The sequence below is a fragment of the Halomonas denitrificans genome (genome assembly GCF_003056305.1).
Lineage (GTDB): Bacteria > Pseudomonadota > Gammaproteobacteria > Pseudomonadales > Halomonadaceae > Halomonas > Halomonas denitrificans.
On sequence record NZ_PYVX01000003.1, the window covers coordinates 390,763 to 408,062 of the forward strand.

A 17,300-nucleotide genomic window follows, 5' to 3' on the forward strand; every position below is an offset into this window, starting at 1 on the left:
GATCATGAGCCACGCTACTTCGGCATCGTCTTCCACGCTCGAGACCGCGCGCCTCTACCGCATGCAGACCGACGAGCACCTCTGCCCGTTCGGCCTGAAGACCCTGGACCTGCTCCAGCGCAAGGGTTATCGGGTCGAGGACCATACCCTCGACTCGCGCGAGGCGATCGAGGCGTTCAAGGAGGAGGCCGGCGTCGACACCACGCCCCAGGTCTACATCGGCGAGACGCGGGTGGGGGGCTACGAGGAGGTCCGCGAGTATCTCGGCATGCGCGTGCCCGGCGAGCAGGAGACCAGCTACCAGCCGGTCATCGCCATCTTCGCGACCGCCCTGCTGATCGGCCTGGCGGTGAGCTGGACGGCCGACGGCACCCTCGTCTCGGGGCGCATGCTGGAGTATGCGGTCGCCACCGCCATGGCCCTGCTGGGGCTCCAGAAGCTGCAGGACGTCGAAAGCTTCAGCACCATGTTCCTCAACTACGACCTGCTTGCCCTGCGCCACGTCCGCTACGGCTACGTCTACCCCTTCGCCGAGACCCTGGCCGGGGTGCTGATGCTGGCCGGCGCCTTGATCTGGCTCGCCGCCCCCCTGGCGCTGTTCATCGGCACGGTGGGCGCCGTCTCTGTCTTCAAGGCCGTCTATCTCGACAAGCGCGAGCTGAAGTGCGCCTGCGTCGGCGGCAACAGCAACGTTCCCCTGGGCTTCGTCTCGCTGACCGAGAACCTGGTCATGATCGGCATGGGGCTGTGGATGCCCCTGAAGTCGCTCATCCTGTGACGCGAAGCCGCCCCGGTCGTCGATGATGGGGGGTGCCGCATGTCGAGGTGGGAACATCGCCCGGGCGTGTCGGCGGCCACGCGGGTCATTCGGACGCGGGCGGTGCCGCGTCCCATGACGAGATGAGGTGTGCATGGATAGATTGCCCGAGTATCAGGCCGACAGCCTCTCGCTCACCGGGGCCATCGCCCTGGGAACCGGGGTGATGATCGGCGCCGGCATCTTCGCGCTGACCGGCCAGATGGCCGACATGACCGGCGAGCTGTTCCCTCTGGCCTTCCTCTCGGCGGCGATGATCGTCGGCTTCAGCGCCTACTCCTACGTCAAGCTGTCCAACGCCTACCCGTCCGCCGGCGGCATCGGCATGTACCTCCACAAGGCCTACGGGCCCAGGCTGCCCACCGCCTTCCATGCGCTGCTGATGTATTTCTCCATGGTGATCGCCCAGAGCTTCCTGGCGAGAACCTTCGGCTCCTACGCCCTGGAGCTGTTCGATGGCGTCAACCGGTCGCTGTGGGTGCCGTCGCTGGGGGTGGGCCTGCTGATCGCCGCCTTCCTGATCAACCTCTCCGCCAACACGCTGATCCAGGGCGTCGCGTCGGTGCTGGGGGGCATCAAGATAGGCGGCATCCTCCTGTTCGGCGTGGTGGGGGTGCTGGTGGCCGACTCCCTCGGCATCCGGGCGACGGCCGAGGCGCCGGCGCCCAGCGTCTCCGGGTTCCTGGGGGCCACCGCGCTCGGCATCCTGGCCTTCAAGGGCTTCACCACCATCACCAACAGCGGTGCCGAGATCCGCGACCCGCACCGTAACGTCGGCCGGGCCATCATCGTCTCGATTGTCCTGTGCGTGGTGATCTATGCGCTGGTGGGCCTCGCCGTCGCCAGCAACCTGTCCCTCGCCGAAATCATCGCGACGCAGGATTACTCGCTGGCCGCGGCCGCTCGCCCCGCCCTGGGGGAGGCCGCCGTCTGGTTCACCGTCCTGCTCGCCATGCTGGCGACGGCCGGCGGCATCATCGCCAGCGTGTTCGCGGTGTCGCGGATGCTGGCGATGCTGACGGAGATGCAGCTGGTGCCCCATCGTCATTTCCATATGCCGGGCAGCATCCAGAAGCACACCCTGGTCTATACCATCGTGCTCGGCCTGCTGTTGACGGCATTTTTTGATCTGAGCCGCATCGCCGCCCTCGGCATCATCTTCTATCTGGTCATGGACATCGCCATCCACTGGGGGGTGCTGCGCCATCTGCGCGAGCAGGTGAAGGCCAGGCCGGTCATCCTGCTGGTCGCCATCGGCCTGGACCTGGTCGTGCTGAGCGGCTTCCTCTGGGTGAAGGCGACCACCGATCCCCTGGTGCTGCTCGTTGCCGCGGGTGCCATGGTCGTGATGCTGGTCGCGGAACACGCCTTTCTTTCCCGGCGGCCCGCGCAGGACGACGACCACCACGCCCCTTCGCATGACGCGAAGGGCAGCCACCGCAAGGAGGAGGGAGCATGATCCAGGAACACACCCATGAGGTGACCGATCCCGTCTGCGGGATGAAGGTCGATCCCCACCGGACCGAGCACCGCGCCTCCCACGGGGGAAAGACCTGGTACTTCTGCTCCGCGAGGTGCCGGCACAAGTTCGAAGGGGATCCTGACGCCTACCTGCAGGGCGACCAGGGCGACGACAGCCCCGCCGAACCGGCGCCCCCCGGCACGATCTTCACCTGCCCCATGCACCCGGAGATCCGCCAGGAGGGGCCGGGGGACTGCCCCATCTGTGGCATGGCCCTGGAGCCCGAGACGGTCACCGCCGATACCGGGCCTTCCGAGGAGCTGAAGGACATGACGCGGCGCTTCTGGATCGGGCTGGTATTGGCCTTGCCGGTGCTGGTGCTGGAGATGGGTGGCCATGTGGTCGGCCTCGACCACCTGATCGCGCCCCAGGTCTCGAACTGGATCCAGCTGCTGCTCGCCACCCCGGTGGTGGCCTGGGCCGGTGCACCCTTCTTCGTGCGCGGCTGGCGCTCCATCGTGCGCCGCCGCCTCAACATGTTCACCCTGATCGCCATCGGCACGGGGGCGGCGCTGCTCTACAGCCTGCTGGCGACCATCGTGCCGGGCCTCTTCCCCGCGACCTTCCGCCAGGCCGACGGCTCGGTGGCGGTCTACTTCGAGGCGGCGGCGGTGATCGTGGTGCTGGTGCTGCTGGGCCAGGTCCTCGAGCTGCGCGCCCGGGAGAAGACCTCCGGGGCGATCCGCGCGCTGCTCGACCTGGCCCCGGCCACCGCGCGGCGCCTCGACGAGGACGGCCAGGAGGAGGAGGTCTCCCTCGACAAGGTGCAGGTCGGCGACCGTCTGCGCGTGCGCCCCGGCGACAAGGTGCCGCTGGACGGCGAGGTGCTGGAGGGGCGCTCCAACGTCGATGAGTCGATGGTCACCGGCGAGCCGCTGGCGGTGCGCAAGGCCGCCGGCGACGGCGTGATCGGCGGCAGCATCAACGGCCAGGGCACCTTCGTCATGCGCGCCGACAAGGTGGGCCGCGACACCATGCTGTCGCAGATCGTGCAGATGGTGGCCAACGCCCAGCGCAGCCGTGCGCCGATCCAGGGCCTCGCCGACAAGGTGGCCGGGGTCTTCGTGCCGGTGGTGATGCTGATCGCGGCGCTGGCCTTCATCGCCTGGTCGCTGTGGGGGCCGGCACCGCCCATGGCCTTCGGCCTGATCGCCGCGGTCAGCGTGCTGATCATCGCCTGCCCCTGTGCCCTGGGGCTCGCCACGCCGATGTCGATCATGGTGGGCGTGGGACGCGGGGCCCAGGCCGGCGTGCTGATCCGCGACGCCGAGGCGCTGGAGCGCCTGGAGAAGGTCGACACCGTGGTGGTCGACAAGACCGGCACCCTGACCGAAGGCAAGCCGCGGGTGACCGAGCTGCGGCCGGTCGCGGGCGGCGACGCCGCCGAGCTGCTGCGGCTGGCCGCGGGGCTGGAGCGCGGCAGCGAGCATCCCCTGGCGCAGGCGATCGTCGACAGGGCCAAGGAGGAAGAGCTCGCGCTCTCCGAGGCCACGGACTTCGATTCGCCCAACGGCAAGGGCGTGGTGGGCCGGGTCGAGGAGCGGCGTGTCGCCCTCGGCAATCGCCTGCTGATGGAGGACGAGGCGGTGGACCTGGCCGAGCTGGAGGACGAGGCCGAGCGGCTGCGCGGCGACGGGGCCACCGTGATCTTCGCCGCCGTGGAAGGTCGCCTGGCCGGCCTGGTGGCGATCGCCGACCCGGTCAAGGCGACCACCGAGGAGGCGATTCGCGCTCTGCAGGCCGACGGGCTGCGGGTCGTCATGCTCACCGGCGACAACCGCACCTCCGCCGAGGCGGTGGCCCGCCGGCTGGGCATCGACGAGGTGGAGGCCGAGGTGCTGCCCGAGGACAAGGGGCGGGTGGTGCAGCGGCTGCGCGACGAGGGGCGCGTGGTGGTGATGGCCGGCGACGGCGTCAACGACGCGCCCGCGCTGGCGACCGCCGACGTCGGCATGGCCATGGGCACCGGCACCGACGTGGCCATCGAGAGTGCCGGCGTGACCCTGCTGCGCGGCGACCTGACCGGCATCGTCGAGGCGCATCGCCTCTCCCGGGCCACCATGCGCAACATCCGCCAGAACCTCTTCTTCGCCTTCGTCTACAACGCCGCGGGGGTGCCGATCGCCGCCGGCATCCTCTATCCCTTCACCGGCCTGCTGCTGTCGCCGATCATCGCGGCGGCGGCCATGTCGCTCTCCTCGGTCAGCGTGATCGCCAATGCCCTGCGGCTGCGCCTGGTGACCCTGAAGGCGAGCTGACCCTGCTGCCTCGAGGCGGGGCGATATCGCGCCATCGGCGGTGCCGACGTGCTGCATGGCAACAACAACTCTTGATATACTCCCGCCTCGAGGACGGCGGCACCCCCGCCGATCCTCATGCCCTTCGTTGGGGAGTAGCCGGCTCACGGCCCTCGTGAGCATGCCTGTCAACACAGTCGGCCAGATGCCGTGGCAGGTGTACCTCCGGGTTGGCGAGACCATCGATGGTGCGGTGCCCCAGGCCGGGCGCGCCGTGCCGTCGTGGTGAACGCCCGGCCGGGATGCGATTCAGGATGACGCTGCTTTCCACCACCTTGCTGGCCTTCTCCATGTCCACCGATGCCTTCGCCGTCGCCATCGGCAAGGGCGCCGTGCTGCGCCAGCCGCGCTTTCGCGAGGCGCTGCGCACCGGCCTGATCTTCGGCGTGATCGAGGGCCTGACGCCGCTGATCGGCTGGGTGCTGGGCTACGGCGCCTCGCGCCATATCGACGCCTGGGACCATTGGGTGGTCTTCGCCCTGCTGCTGCTGCTGGGCGGGCGCATGATCCTCGCCGGCCTCGCCGCGCCCGAACCGGTGAACGAGGCGAATGACGCGCCGCGCCGCCACGGCGGCTGGCTGCTGATCGCCACCGCCGTCACCACCAGCATCGATGCGCTGACCGTGGGGGTGGGGCTGGCCTTCATGGAGGTCAATATCCTGGTCACCGCCCTGGCCATCGGCCTGGCGACCACGCTGATGGCGACCCTGGGCGTGATGCTGGGGCGCCGCCTGGGGGCGCTGATCGGCAAGCGCGCGGAGCTGCTCGGGGGCGTCGTGCTGATCGGCATCGGCACCGCCATCCTGCACGAGCACGTGGGGCTCTGGTAGGGCCCGCACCCCGCGGCATCGCCGAGCTCGCTCCGACCCAAGCCCCAACGAAACGCCCCGGCCAGTGGCCGGGGCGTTGGCGTCTCGGGGCGGTCGTTCGCTCAGGGCGCGATGCGCGCGCTGGCGTCGGTGAAGCCCATCAGCGAGATGTCCAGGTCCATGCGGTTGCCCCGCGGGCCGACCAGGCTCAGGGTCGCGCTGCTGCCGCCGCGCAGGTCGCTGAGCAGCGCCGGCGGCACCGGCAGGTCGGCACGGCAGCCCTGCTGCAGGCAGACCTGATAGGGGAACTGGGCCGGCTCGCCGCCGCCCACGCTCAGCTGCAGCCCCGCGGCGAGGCGCACGCCCAGCGGCAGCAGGAAGGTCATCGCCGGGCGACCATTGAGCTCCGGCGGATAGCCCAGGATCACCCGCATCAGCGGGTCGTTGCTGTTCGGGTTGGTGACCAGCTGGCTCATGGTGCAGGGACCCTGCTGGCCCTCGGGTGGGCAGAGCACCTGCCAGTCACGGAACTGCTCGGTCTGGACATTGGCCCCGCCGGCGCCCGGCGTCGCCTGCTGGGCGAAGGCACTGGGCGCGATGGCCAGCAGTGACAGCAGGGCGGTCAGGCACAGGCGTCTGGTCAGACGGTTCGACATCGGTGTTTCCTCCTTGGCCTCGGGGGCCATGAACGCTCGTGGGGGGCACGGCACTCGGGTCTCGTCGCCGGGGGGAGGCGGCCTCCCGCGTCGCGGCGCGACACCCGACTCTAGGGCCCAACCATGCCTGTTCGCCGGCGCGAGGTCGAGCCCGGCCCGCGGATGGCCGGTGGGCCACGCGAAACGACGCGGGCACTCCCCGGCAGGGCCGGGGAGTGCCGGGGTCAACCTCGCGGCTCGGAGAGCAGCCCCTTGATGATGGCGTAGCAGGCCGCCAGCAGCACCAGCGTGAAGGGCAGGCCGGTGGTGATCACCGCCGTCTGCAGCGCGGCCAGACCGCCGCCCAGCAGCAGGGCGATGGCGATCACGCCCTCGATGATGGCCCAGAACATGCGCTGGGGCTTGGGCGCGTCGACCTTGCCGCCGGCGGTAATGGAGTCGATCACCAGCGAGCCGGAGTCCGAGGAGGTGATGAAGAACACCATCACCAGCACGATGCCGACGAAGGAGGTGATGGCGGTCAGCGGCAGCTGGCCCAGCATCGCGAACAGCTGCAGCTCCAGCGCCGCCTCCTTCACGCCCTGGAAGTTGTCGGTGATCACCTGGTCGATGGCGGTGCCACCGAAGGCGGTCATCCACAGCACCGAGACCAGCGACGGCACCAGCAGCACGGCGATCAGGAATTCACGCACCGAGCGGCCTCGGCTGACGCGGGCGATGAACATGCCGACGAACGGGGACCAGGAAATCCACCAGGCCCAGTAGAAGGCGGTCCAGCCCTGGCTGAAGTTGGCATCCTCACGCCCGAAGGGCATCGACAGCGCCGGCAGGTGGACCAGGTAGGCGCTCAGGTTCTCGACGAAGCCGGTGGCGATGGCGAGCGTCGGGCCGACGGCGATCACGAACGCCAGCAGCAGGAAGGCCAGCACCATGTTGACCTGGGAGAGGCGCTGCACGCCCTTGTCGACGCCGGCCATGACGGAGAGCAGCGCCACCGCGCTGATCCCCACGATCAGCAGCACCATCGTGACGTTGTTGTTGGGGATGTCGAACAGGTAACCGAGGCCGGCCGACGCCTGCGAGGCCCCCAGGCCGAGGGAGGTCGCCAGGCCGAACAGGGTCGCGAACACCGCCAGGATGTCGATGACGTGGCCCGGCCAGCCCCAGATCCGCTCCCCCAGGATCGGGTAGAAGATCGAGCGGATGGTCAGCGGCAGGCCCTTGTTGTAGGAGAACAGCGCCAGGGCCAGGGCCACCACCGCGTAGATGCCCCAGGGGTGCAGGCCCCAGTGGAAGATGGTGGCCGCCATGGACAGCGAGATCGCCGCGTCGGTGTCGCCGGCCGCGGCGCCCAGCGGTGCCCAGTCGGTCCGCACGCCATCCTCCATGCTGGTGCCGCCCAGGGCGGTGCCGAAGTGGGTCAGCGGCTCCGAGACGCCGTAGAACATCAGGCCGATGCCCATGCCGGCGGCGAACAGCATCGCGAACCAGCCCGTGTAGCTGAAGTCCGGCGTGGCGTGGGCACCGCCGATCCGCACCTTGCCCAGGGGCGTGAAGATCAGTCCCACGGCCAGCAGCACGAAGACGTTGGCCGCCAGCAGGAAGAACCAGGACATGTTGCCGGTCAGGAAGGCGAAGACCGCATCGAAGATCGGCTCGACCTGGTCCTGCAGGGCCAGGGTGATGAACACGAAGAACAGGATCGTCAGGGCAGAGATCGAGAACACCTTGCCGTGCAGGTCGACATCGAGGCCGAAGCGGCTGGCGGTCACGTTATCCTGGCCGATCACGTAGTCGGTATCGATCAGGTTCGCCGGGCCTTCCGGCTTGGGGACGCCGTCAGAGACGGGGGTGCCCTTGTCTCCGGGCGCTTGGGGGGCATCATTTTCCAAGGGGAAATCTCCGGTGGGGGAAACGCAAGGAGGGCGTCGCATGTGTTCACGGGCGCATCGATGTGGCGGGTGTCCAGCCGGCTACCGTTTCGCGATCGCGGCCGCAGGAGCGATGGACGGCTGCCAGGCCACGAGGACCATGAGCTGCCGATACCGCTCGCGACTCCTCGATGAGCACGCCGACGAAGGCACCTCTGCGTCACGATCTGAGGGGTCGAACGCCTCGTTAGTCTGATGACTTGCCAAGATAATTGCCATTGGAGTCCTCAACGCTAGGCATCGGCGGACTCGTCGAGGGGATGCGGGGCGCTCAAGCGGCACGCGAGGAAGGGTGGGCATGATGGTGGCGCCGCGGCGCTGGGTGCCGAGCTCGAGTCGCCGGCCCCTGCGGCCTCGGAGCCCGGGCTCATGCAAGGGGTTGGCCCTGGTGACTCAGGTACTCTGGCCGACCAGGAGCTGGAAGCCCACGTCCTGCTGGCGTCGGGTTACCGGCTGGTGGTCCAGGCGCCTCAGGACCTGTTCCGCCGCTTGCCTTCCCATGGCCTCTCGGGGGGACTGAATGGTGGTGAGGCTCGGGGTAACGTGCTGCCCCAATGGCAGGCCATTGAAGCCGGCGATGGCGATATCCTCGGGCACCCGCAGGCCAAGGCGCTGCGCATGGAGTAGGGCGCCGGTCGCCAAGTCGTCGTTGGCGAAATGGATGGCCTGGGTGTCGGGAAACTCCGCCAAGGCACGGTCGAGTCCGGCGGCCCCCGCTTCCAGGCTGCCTAGCCGGTCCAGCTCGATCAGGGGGGCGGCCAGGCCGGCCGCTTCCAGTACCTGTCGATGCCCCCAGAAGCGCATGTGGGCACGGTAGTCCCGGTCCATGCAGGCCCCCACGTAGACGATCGAGGAATAGCCCCGTTCCAGCAGGTGGCGGGTCATGCAGCGCCCGGCTTCTTCATGATCGAGCCCGACGTTGAGGTCGAGGGCCTCCCCCAGCTCCATCACTTCCATGATCGGCTTATCCCAGTTGCTCAGCAGGGCGCTGCAGCCTTCGCTGTGACGCAGCCCTGCCGTGACCAGTGCCGAGCAGGACCAACCGAGGAAGGTCCGGACCAGTTGCTGTTCCCGTTGGAGGTCGTAATCGGTATTGCCCAGCAGGATCTGGTAGCCCCGGGCCTCGAAGGTGTCTTGAAGGCCCTTGATCACCTCGATGAAGACCGCGTTGGCCAGCGACGGCACGATCACCGCGATGAAGCGGGAACGGGCGGACGCCAGGCTGCCGGCGACGAGGTTGGGCACGTAGCCCACCCGGTCGACGGCCTCGAGGACCCGCTTGCGGGTTTCCTCGTTGACGCGCTCGGGAGCATTCAGCGCGCGGGAGGCGGTAATGGAGGACACGCCAGCGGCGGCCGCGACCTCCTTGAGGGTGGGCCGGGCCGAGCCGCGGCGGCGCCGTGTCCTGTTGGGATCCTGGTTAGACATTGGTCTCATCCTTGCACACTGGGCTTGCAGCGGGAAAGTCACTCGCCTAGAACTATGGTAGCGCTAACATGGTAGCGCTACCATCACGAATCACAGCGCACAACGCATCACACGACCATCGGGAGATCGAAAGGTGAGTGACATTTCCGCAAGCGCGCCTCGCATCGGGGTCATCGGCCTGGGCGCCATGGGCATGGGCACGGCCACTGCACTCCTTGAACAGGGGCTGTCGGTGACGGGTTGCGACGTCTCGGCTCCGGCCCGTCAGGCCTTCGAGGCCAAGGGCGGGCGGGCGGCCGCCACCCCGGCGGAGCTGGCCGCGCACTGCGACATCGTGCTCCTGGTGGTCGTCAACGCCGAGCAGGTCGAGCAGGTGCTGTTTGGCGATCAGGGGCTGGTCGGCCACCTCGCCTCGGGCAGCGTGGTACTGCAGTGCGCCACGGTGGCTCCCAGCATCGCCCGCCGGCTCGGCGAGCGGCTGGCCGAGGCCGGGCTCGAGATGCTCGATGCGCCGATCAGCGGCGGGGCGGCCAAGGCGCGCAGCGGCGAGCTCTCGGTCATGGCCTCCGGGACGCCCGCGGCCTTCGACAAGGCCGCTGCGGCGCTCGACGGCATGGCGGCCACCGTGTATCGACTGGGTGATGCGGCCGGCATCGGCTCGAGCATGAAGCTCGTCAACCAGCTGCTGGCCGGGGTGCATATCGCCACGGCGGCGGAGGCCATGGCCCTGGGGATCCGCATGGGACTGGACCCGGACACCGTCTATGAGGTGATCACCCATTCGGCGGGCAACTCCTGGATGTTCGAGAACCGGGTGCCGCATATCCTCAAGGGCGACTACACGCCGCTGTCCGCCGTCGACATCTTCGTCAAGGACCTCAACATCGTCCACGATACCGGCCGCGAGCTGGCCATGCCGACGCCGGTGGCCGCCAGTGCCCTGCAGCAGTTCACCGCGGCCAAGGGCGCCGGCTTCGGGCGTGAGGACGACTCGGCCGTGATCAAGGTCTACGAGCGGCTGTCGGGCATCGCGTTGCCCGAGGCGGCCAACGACCCGGGGGAGGCGTGACCATGGCGATCGTGCTGGGCGCCATTGCTGACGATTTCACCGGGGCCACCGACCTCGCTAACAACCTGGTGCGCAGCGGCATGCGTTGCCTGCAGGTGATCGGCGTGCCGGAGCAGCCGCTGGCCCTGGACGACATCGATGCCGTGGTGGTGGCGCTGAAGTCCCGCTCCTGCCCCGTGACCGAGGCCGTCGGGGACTCCCTCGCCGCCCTCGACTGGCTACAGGGCCAGGGCGCGCGGCAGATCTTCTTCAAGTACTGCTCGACCTTCGACTCCACGGAAAAGGGCAACATCGGTCCGGTCAGCGAGGCGCTGATGGAACGCCTCGGCGCGCCGCAGACCGTGATGGTGCCGGCGTTCCCGATCAACGGTCGTACCGTCTACCAGGGCCACCTGTTCGTCGGCGACCGGCTGCTGAACGAGAGCGGCATGCAGCACCATCCGCTGAACCCCATGCATGACGCCGATCTGGTGCGGGTGCTGTCCCGGCAGGCGTCGCGTCCGGTGGGGCTGGCGGCCCGCCCGGTGCTGGCCGAGGGCGGCGAGTCCACCCGCCAGCACCTGGACACGCTGCGCGAGCAGGGGATCGGCCATGTCATCTGCGACACTCTCGACGCGCAGGACCTCGAGGTGATCGCCGAAGCCGTGGTCGATCTGCCGCTGGTCACCGGCGGCTCCGGGCTCGGCCAGGCGCTGCCGACGCAGTACCGGCGTCGGGGCTGGCTGGCCGACGTCGCCGAACCCGGCCGCCTCGCCCCGGCGGCGGGCAGTCCCCTGGTGCTCTCGGGCAGCTGCTCGCGGGCGACCCTGGACCAGGTCGCCCATTTCCTCGAGCGCCATCCGGGCCATGCCCTGGACCCGCTGGCCCTCGCCGAAGGCGATGATCACTTCCAGGCGGCCCTGGCCTTCGCCCGCGAGCGGCTGGCGGTCGGCGGCCCCGTACTGGTCTATGCTTCCGCCGACCCGGAGCGGGTCCGGGCCGCCCAGTCGGCGCTCGGCACCGAACGCGCCGGACAGCTGGTCGAGGCGGCGCTGGGGCGGCTCGCCCGCCAGCTCGTGGCGGAGGGCGTGGGTCGCCTGGTGGTCGCCGGCGGCGAGACCTCCGGGGCGGTGGTCTCGGCGCTGGGCATCCGTACCCTGCGCATCGGCGATCAGATCGACCCCGGCGTGCCCTGGACCCAGGCGCCGCTCGCCGATCGCGAGGCCCCGCTGTCCCTGGCCCTCAAGTCGGGCAACTTCGGTGGCCCGGACTTCTTCACCCGAGCCTTCGAGGTGCTGCCATGAGTGCTCACGAGATCAACTCACTGCGCGAGCAGATCGCCACCCTGGGCCAGTCGCTGTTCGACCGCGGCCTGACCATGGGCTCCAGCGGCAACATCAGCGTGCGCCTCGAGGATGGCGGCTGGCTGATGACCCCCACCAATGCCTGCCTGGGACGCCTGGACCCGGCGCGCATCGCACGCCTGGACCGGGACGGCCGGCTGCTCGACGGTGACAAACCGACCAAGGAGCACTTCCTGCACACGGCGATGTACGAGGAGCGCCCCCAGTCCGGCGCCATCGTGCACCTCCACTCCACCCACTCGGTGGCCGTCTCCTGCCTGCCCGACGTGGATCCCTGCGACTGCATTCCGCCGCTGACCGCCTACTACGTGATGCGGGTGGGCCGCCTGCCGCTGGTGCCCTATCACATCCCTGGCGACCCGACACTGGGCGATGCCGTGCGCGGGCTGGCCGGTCGCCACAGCGCGGTGCTGCTGGCCAACCACGGCCCGGTGGTCGCCGGCAAGTCGCTGGAGGCCGCGGTCTATGCCACCGAAGAGCTGGAGGAGACCGCCAAGCTGTACCTGCTGCTGCGTGGCCAGAATCCCCGTGGTCTGAGCCCCGAGCAGGTGGCAGAACTCGAAGCGCGCTTCCCGCGCGACTGACCCCTCAGCGAGGACCGATCATGATCCGACTGGCCGCCAACCTCAGCATGCTGTTTCAGGAGCATGCCTTCCTCGACCGCTTCGCCGCGGCCGCCGGTGCCGGCTTCAGGGGGGTCGAGTACCTCTTTCCCTACGCCCATTCCCCCGAGGCGCTGCGCACGGCACTGGATGAGAACGGCGTCGAGCAGGTGCTGTTCAACCTGCCGCCCGGTGACTGGGAGGCTGGCGAGCGCGGGCTCGCCAGCCTGCCGGGCCGCGAGGCAGAGTTCCGTGATGCCGTGATCGAGGGGCTGCGCTATGCCGAGGCCCTGGACTGCCCAAGCGTGCACGCCATGGCCGGGCTGCTCCCGGAGAACGCGGATGGCGAGGTCCGCGAGGCCCATCACGCCACCTTCCTGGCGAACCTGCGCTTCGCCGCCGGGGAGGCGGCCAAGGCCGGACGAGACCTGTTGATCGAGCCGATCAACACCCGTGACATGCCGGGCTACTTCCTGTCCCGGCAGGACCAGGCCCTGTCGGTCCTCGAGGCGGTGGGCAGCGACAACCTGCGCCTGCAGTTCGACCTCTACCACTGCCAGATCATGGAAGGCGACCTGATCCGCCATCTCGAGTGGCTGCTGCCGCACATCGGTCACGTGCAGATCGCCGGGGTGCCGGAGCGCCACGAGCCGGACATCGGCGAGGTCCATTACCCGGCGGTGCTCGAGCGCCTCGCGGCTCTGGGCTATCGCGGCTGGGTCGGCTGCGAGTACCGGCCGGCCGCGGGCACCCGCGACGGCCTGGGCTGGGGCCGTGACTACGGGCTTCAGCCCTGACCGGACGGTCCGACACGACAACGACAATCCCAGGAAGCGAGACCCCATGCATATCGCGATCACCGGCGCCGCCGGCTTTCTCGGCCAGCGCCTCGTGCACCAGCTCCTCGACCGCGGGGAGCTCAATGGCACCGCCATCCGTCGCCTGACCCTGGTCGACCAGAGCGAACCACCTGCCATCGAACGGGAGGGCGTCGAGATTCGCGCCCTGGCGCTGGACATCAGCGCCCCGGGCGCCCTGGACCCGGTGCTGGAGGCCCGGCCTGACGTCATCTACCACCTGGCCGCCGTGGTCAGCTCGGCGGCCGAGGCGGACCTCGACCTGGGCATGCGCGTCAACTTCGATGCCACCCGGGCCCTGCTCGAGGGCTGTCGTGCCCAGGGACTGTCCGCTACCCGCCTGGTCATGGCCAGCTCCGTGGCGGCCTATGGCGGCGACCTGCCCGAGGTCCTCGACGACATGACCGCGCTGCATCCCCAGAACTCCTATGGCGCCCAGAAGGCCATGAGCGAGCTGCTGGTCAACGACTACAGCCGTCGCGGGCTCGTCGATGGGCTGGTGCTGCGCCTGCCGACCATCGTCATTCGTCCCGGGCGCCCCAATGCCGCGGCGTCGAGCTTCGCTTCTAGCATCCTGCGCGAGCCGCTCAACGGCGAGGCGGCCGTCTGCCCGGTACCCACGGACCTGGACCTGTTCGTGATGTCGCCGGCCAGGGTGGTCGAGGCCCTGATCCACGGCGCCGAGGTGCCGGGTGAGGCCCTGGGGCCCTTCCGGGCCTTCATGCTGCCGGGTATCACCGTCAGCGTCGACGAGATGCTTGAGGCGCTGCGCGAGGTGGCCGGCGAGGAGGCGCTGGCCCTGGTCCGGCACGAGCCCGATGCGCGCATCGCAGCCATCGTCGGCAGCTGGCCGGCGCGCTTCACCAACGACCGCGCCCGTCGGCTCGGCTTCCACGGCGACAAGAACTTCCGCGAGATCGTCGAGGCCTTCCTCGACGAACGTGCCTGATCCCGGGGCCACGCGTCCTGGGGTCCTTCCCAAGCGTCAACGCCAAATGAGGTAACAACAATGAACGCTACCTTCGCACGCCGCACCCTGGTCACGGCCATCACCGGTGCCACCGCCGCCGCGCTCGCCATGGGGGCGCTCAGCGCCCAGGCGGCACAGACCATCAACCTGGGCCACACCCTCTCCGACAGTTCCCACTACTCGGTCGGGGCCGATGCCTTCAAGGAGACCCTGGAGCGCCTCAGTGACGGCGAGTTCGAGGTCGCGGAGCATCCCTCGGGCGCCCTCGGCGGCGAACGTGCCATGATCGAGGGCCTGCAGATCGGCACCGTGGACGTGGTGATCACCTCCACCGGCCCGCTGGGCAACTTCGTGCCGCAGACCTATGTGCTCGACCTGCCGTTCCTGTTCGAGGACTACGACCAGGCGCGCTGCGTGCTCGACGGCGAAGTCGGCCAGGATCTGCTCGACAAGATGAGTGACCACGACCTGGTGGGCCTGGCCTGGTCGGAGAACGGCTTTCGTCACATGACCAACAGCAAGCGCCCGGTCACCTCACCGGGGGACGCCGAGGGCCTCAAGGTCCGCACCATGGAGAACAAGGTGCACATGGAGGCCTTCGAGCAGATGGGTGTGCACCCCACGCCGATGGCCTTCCCCGAGGTGTTCACCGCCCTGCAGCAGGGCACCGTGGATGGCCAGGAGAACCCCATCACGGTGATCGTCGCCACCAAGTTCTGGGAAGTGCAGGATCATCTCTCGCTGACCGGGCATGTCTACTCGCCCGCCGTGGTGCTGGGCTCCCCGATCCTGATCGACGGGCTTTCCGAGGAGCAGCGCGGCTGGTTCGAGCAGGCCGCTCAGGCATCCGCCGAGGCCACCCGCGAGGAAGTGTCGCGTCTCGAGAGTGAGGGGGTGGAGCTGTTGCGCGAGAACGGCATGACCGTGGAAACGGACATCGACAAGGGCCCGTTCCAGGAAGCCGTCAAGCCGGCCTACCAGATCTACACCGACCAGTACGGCAGCGAGATGCTCGACCGCGTGCGCGCCAGCGACTGCTGATCCGCTGACCCGTTTCCCCGGCACCCCCAGGGTGCCGGGGCCTTGCTTCTCTGATGGTGGCCACGATGCTGCAACTCTTTCTCAGGGTCGAGCGCCAGACCACGCGTCTGGCCCTGCTCGGCGCCGTGCTCATGCTGATCGTGTCGGTCACCCTGGGGTTCTACCAGGTGATGACGCGATTCGTCTTCGATGCCCCCTCGACCTGGTCCGAGGTGATCTCCCGCTCGGCCATGATCTGGTGTGTCTTCCTGGGGGCCGCGGCAGGCTTCCGGGGCGGGTTCATGATGTCCGTGGAGGTCATCTACAAGCTGATACCGGGGCGTCGCCTGATCTGGCTGGAGGGCTTCGTCGCCGCGTGCTGCGCCGTGGTGCTGGTGGTGCTGATCTACTTCGGTACCGCCATGATGCTGCGCGTCCAGACGCAGATGCTGTCGGGGCTCGAGGTCTCGATCGCCTGGGCCTATGCCGCCATGCCGGTGGGGGCGAGCTTCGCGCTGGTCGCCGTGCTCGCCCGCCTGCTCGCCCAGGCCACCGGCCAGGAGACCATCGGCCCGGTCGTGGAGGAAGCGTTGCCCGGGGCCCCGGCGGTGGCCGGCGAGGACGCGAAGCCCGAGACCGGCAGGTCCGCTCAGGATGCCGCTACCCCCGGCAAGCCCAACGACAGGAGTGAACGCTCATGAATGCCGCCATTGGACTCTCGTTGATCATCCTGTTCAGCCTGGGGGTGCCCATTGCCGTCTCGATCGTGCTGGCCTCGATCATCGGCATCGAGTTCTTCTCGCGCCTGCCGCTGCTGCTGGTGCCCCAGCAGATGTTCGTGGGCATCGACAACTTCCCCCTCATGGCGATCCCGTTCTTCATCCTGGCCGGCAACCTGATGGCCGCCGGGGGGATCTCGCGGCGCCTGGTGGACCTCGCCAAGGCCCTGGTCGGCGGTCTCCAGGGCGGGCTGGCCATGACCTGCGTGCTGACCTGCATGATGTTCGCCGCGGTCTCCGGCTCCAGTGTGGCCACCACCTTCGCCATCGGCTCGATCCTGATTCCGGCGATGGTCAAGCACGACTATCCGCGTCCGCTGGCGGCCTCCATCCAGGCCTCCTCCGCCGAGCTGGGGGTGCTGATCCCGCCTTCCATCCCGCTGATCCTCTACGGGGTGAGCACCGACACCTCCATCGGCAAGCTGTTCATCGCCGGCATCGGCCCGGGGCTGCTGATCGGCGGTGCCCTGCTGCTGTTCCTCTACCTGTTCTGCAAGGTCCGCGGCTACGGGCTGCGTGACCGGGAGGACCGCCACGACTTCCCGACCGCCTTCAAGCGGGCCTGGGCCGCCCTGCTGATGCCGGTGGTGGTGATCGGCGGCATCTACGGGGGGGTCTTTACCCCCACCGAAGCCTCTGCCGTGGCGGTGGTCTATGCGCTGATCGTGGGCGGTCTGATCTACCGCGAGCTGCCCCTGGCGGAGTTGTTTCCGATCTTCAAGGAGAGCGTGATCTCGACGGCGGCGGTGATGCTGATCATCGCGGCGGCGGCGCTGTTCAGCTTCCTGATCAGCCGCTCGGGGCTGCCGAGCGAGGTGGCAGCCTGGGTCACTCAGGTCTTCGACAGTCCCATCGCCTTCCTGCTGGCGGTCAACGTCATGCTGCTGGTGGTCGGGATGTTCATCGAGACCTCCGCGGCGATCCTGGTACTCGCGCCGATCTTCACCCCCATCGCCATCCAGTACGGCATCGATCCGGTGCACTTCGGCCTGATCGTCGTGGTGAACCTGGCGCTGGGCATGTTCACTCCGCCGCTCGGCGTCAACCTCTTCGCGGCCTGTGCGGTGGCCCGGCTGTCCGTCGACCAGCTGCTGCCCTGGCTGATGCGGTTCGTGCTGGTGGTGCTGGCCTGCCTGATCGCCATCACCTACCTGCCCTGGATCTCGCTGGGGCTGGTCGACCTGCTCTATTGATGACAAC

Annotated in this window: 15 protein-coding genes; 12 read left to right on the forward strand and 3 right to left on the reverse strand. The window is 68.9% G+C overall.

Annotated elements, in window-relative coordinates:
- Positions 1-4: 4 nt before the first annotated feature.
- From C9F13_RS11205 to mntP, 4 genes are all read left to right on the forward strand, one after another.
- On the forward strand, positions 5-778 hold the full coding sequence (locus tag C9F13_RS11205) for a glutaredoxin family protein (RefSeq protein WP_108446447.1): 774 nt from the start codon (positions 5-7) through the stop codon (positions 776-778).
- Positions 779-911: 133 nt separating this feature from the next.
- Entirely contained in the window at positions 912-2,276 is a 1,365-nt protein-coding gene (locus tag C9F13_RS11210) for an APC family permease (protein ID WP_108446340.1), read from the forward strand.
- A complete protein-coding gene (locus tag C9F13_RS11215) occupies positions 2,273-4,597 on the forward strand; it encodes a heavy metal translocating P-type ATPase (RefSeq protein WP_108446341.1) in 2,325 nt (774 codons plus the stop codon). The genes C9F13_RS11210 and C9F13_RS11215 overlap by 4 nt, the downstream gene beginning before the upstream one ends.
- A gap of 293 nt (positions 4,598-4,890) precedes the next feature.
- A complete protein-coding gene (gene mntP, locus C9F13_RS11220) occupies positions 4,891-5,466 on the forward strand; it encodes a manganese efflux pump MntP (protein WP_108446342.1) in 576 nt (191 codons plus the stop codon).
- 101 nt (positions 5,467-5,567) lie between these two features.
- Here the strand turns inward: mntP and C9F13_RS11225 are convergent, their stop codons facing one another.
- The 3 genes from C9F13_RS11225 to C9F13_RS11235 all read right to left on the reverse strand — a co-directional run bounded on the left by C9F13_RS11225 (position 5,568) and on the right by C9F13_RS11235 (position 9,460).
- Positions 5,568-6,101 (reverse strand): invasion associated locus B family protein, encoded by a 534-nt coding sequence (locus C9F13_RS11225; RefSeq protein WP_108446343.1) that lies wholly within the window; start codon positions 6,099-6,101, stop codon positions 5,568-5,570.
- Between the two features lie 224 nt (positions 6,102-6,325).
- Positions 6,326-7,993 (reverse strand): BCCT family transporter, encoded by a 1,668-nt coding sequence (locus C9F13_RS11230; protein WP_245888765.1) that lies wholly within the window; start codon positions 7,991-7,993, stop codon positions 6,326-6,328.
- 432 nt (positions 7,994-8,425) lie between these two features.
- The gene (locus tag C9F13_RS11235) at positions 8,426-9,460 is read right to left on the reverse strand and encodes a LacI family DNA-binding transcriptional regulator (protein ID WP_108446345.1); all 1,035 of its coding nucleotides are present in this window, start codon (positions 9,458-9,460) and stop codon (positions 8,426-8,428) included.
- A gap of 133 nt (positions 9,461-9,593) precedes the next feature.
- Here C9F13_RS11235 and ltnD point away from each other — a divergent pair, with 133 nt between their 5' ends.
- The 8 genes from ltnD to C9F13_RS11275 all read left to right on the forward strand — a co-directional run bounded on the left by ltnD (position 9,594) and on the right by C9F13_RS11275 (position 17,293).
- Positions 9,594-10,529 carry an L-threonate dehydrogenase gene (gene ltnD / locus C9F13_RS11240; RefSeq protein ID WP_281261070.1) on the forward strand — a complete coding sequence of 312 codons (936 nt, stop codon included), beginning with the start codon at positions 9,594-9,596 and terminating at the stop codon, positions 10,527-10,529.
- A gap of 2 nt (positions 10,530-10,531) precedes the next feature.
- Entirely contained in the window at positions 10,532-11,812 is a 1,281-nt protein-coding gene (gene otnK, locus C9F13_RS11245; RefSeq protein ID WP_108446346.1) for a 3-oxo-tetronate kinase, read from the forward strand.
- Positions 11,809-12,456: a 3-oxo-tetronate 4-phosphate decarboxylase gene (gene otnC / locus C9F13_RS11250; RefSeq protein ID WP_108446347.1), complete on the forward strand. Its 648-nt coding sequence runs from the start codon at positions 11,809-11,811 to the stop codon at positions 12,454-12,456. Before otnK ends, otnC begins: the two co-directional genes overlap by 4 nt.
- A 20-nt stretch (positions 12,457-12,476) precedes the next feature.
- Positions 12,477-13,271, forward strand: coding sequence for a 2-oxo-tetronate isomerase (gene otnI / locus C9F13_RS11255; protein ID WP_108446348.1), 795 nt, complete (start codon positions 12,477-12,479; stop codon positions 13,269-13,271).
- Between the two features lie 46 nt (positions 13,272-13,317).
- Positions 13,318-14,280 carry a D-erythronate dehydrogenase gene (gene denD / locus C9F13_RS11260; RefSeq protein ID WP_108446349.1) on the forward strand — a complete coding sequence of 321 codons (963 nt, stop codon included), beginning with the start codon at positions 13,318-13,320 and terminating at the stop codon, positions 14,278-14,280.
- Positions 14,281-14,340: 60 nt separating this feature from the next.
- Entirely contained in the window at positions 14,341-15,342 is a 1,002-nt protein-coding gene (locus C9F13_RS11265; RefSeq protein WP_108446350.1) for a TRAP transporter substrate-binding protein, read from the forward strand.
- Between the two features lie 65 nt (positions 15,343-15,407).
- A complete protein-coding gene (locus C9F13_RS11270) occupies positions 15,408-16,022 on the forward strand; it encodes a TRAP transporter small permease (RefSeq protein WP_108446449.1) in 615 nt (204 codons plus the stop codon).
- A complete protein-coding gene (locus C9F13_RS11275) occupies positions 16,019-17,293 on the forward strand; it encodes a TRAP transporter large permease (protein WP_108446351.1) in 1,275 nt (424 codons plus the stop codon). Before C9F13_RS11270 ends, C9F13_RS11275 begins: the two co-directional genes overlap by 4 nt.
- The last annotated feature ends 7 nt before the right edge of the window (positions 17,294-17,300 follow it).

Bases quoted from the DNA above. Each gene is read 5' to 3' on its own strand.
- C9F13_RS11205 (WP_108446447.1), top strand. From the start codon at position 5: ATGAGCCACGCTACTTCGGCATCGTCTTCCACGCTCGAGACCGCGCGC.
- C9F13_RS11210 (WP_108446340.1), top strand. From the start codon at position 912: ATGGATAGATTGCCCGAGTATCAGGCCGACAGCCTCTCGCTCACCGGG.
- C9F13_RS11215 (WP_108446341.1), top strand. From the start codon at position 2,273: ATGATCCAGGAACACACCCATGAGGTGACCGATCCCGTCTGCGGGATG.
- mntP (WP_108446342.1), top strand. From the start codon at position 4,891: ATGACGCTGCTTTCCACCACCTTGCTGGCCTTCTCCATGTCCACCGAT.
- C9F13_RS11225 (WP_108446343.1), bottom strand. From the start codon at position 6,101: ATGTCGAACCGTCTGACCAGACGCCTGTGCCTGACCGCCCTGCTGTCA.
- C9F13_RS11235 (WP_108446345.1), bottom strand. From the start codon at position 9,460: ATGTCTAACCAGGATCCCAACAGGACACGGCGCCGCCGCGGCTCGGCC.
- otnK (WP_108446346.1), top strand. From the start codon at position 10,532: ATGGCGATCGTGCTGGGCGCCATTGCTGACGATTTCACCGGGGCCACC.
- otnC (WP_108446347.1), top strand. From the start codon at position 11,809: ATGAGTGCTCACGAGATCAACTCACTGCGCGAGCAGATCGCCACCCTG.
- otnI (WP_108446348.1), top strand. From the start codon at position 12,477: ATGATCCGACTGGCCGCCAACCTCAGCATGCTGTTTCAGGAGCATGCC.
- denD (WP_108446349.1), top strand. From the start codon at position 13,318: ATGCATATCGCGATCACCGGCGCCGCCGGCTTTCTCGGCCAGCGCCTC.
- C9F13_RS11265 (WP_108446350.1), top strand. From the start codon at position 14,341: ATGAACGCTACCTTCGCACGCCGCACCCTGGTCACGGCCATCACCGGT.
- C9F13_RS11270 (WP_108446449.1), top strand. From the start codon at position 15,408: ATGCTGCAACTCTTTCTCAGGGTCGAGCGCCAGACCACGCGTCTGGCC.
- C9F13_RS11275 (WP_108446351.1), top strand. From the start codon at position 16,019: ATGAATGCCGCCATTGGACTCTCGTTGATCATCCTGTTCAGCCTGGGG.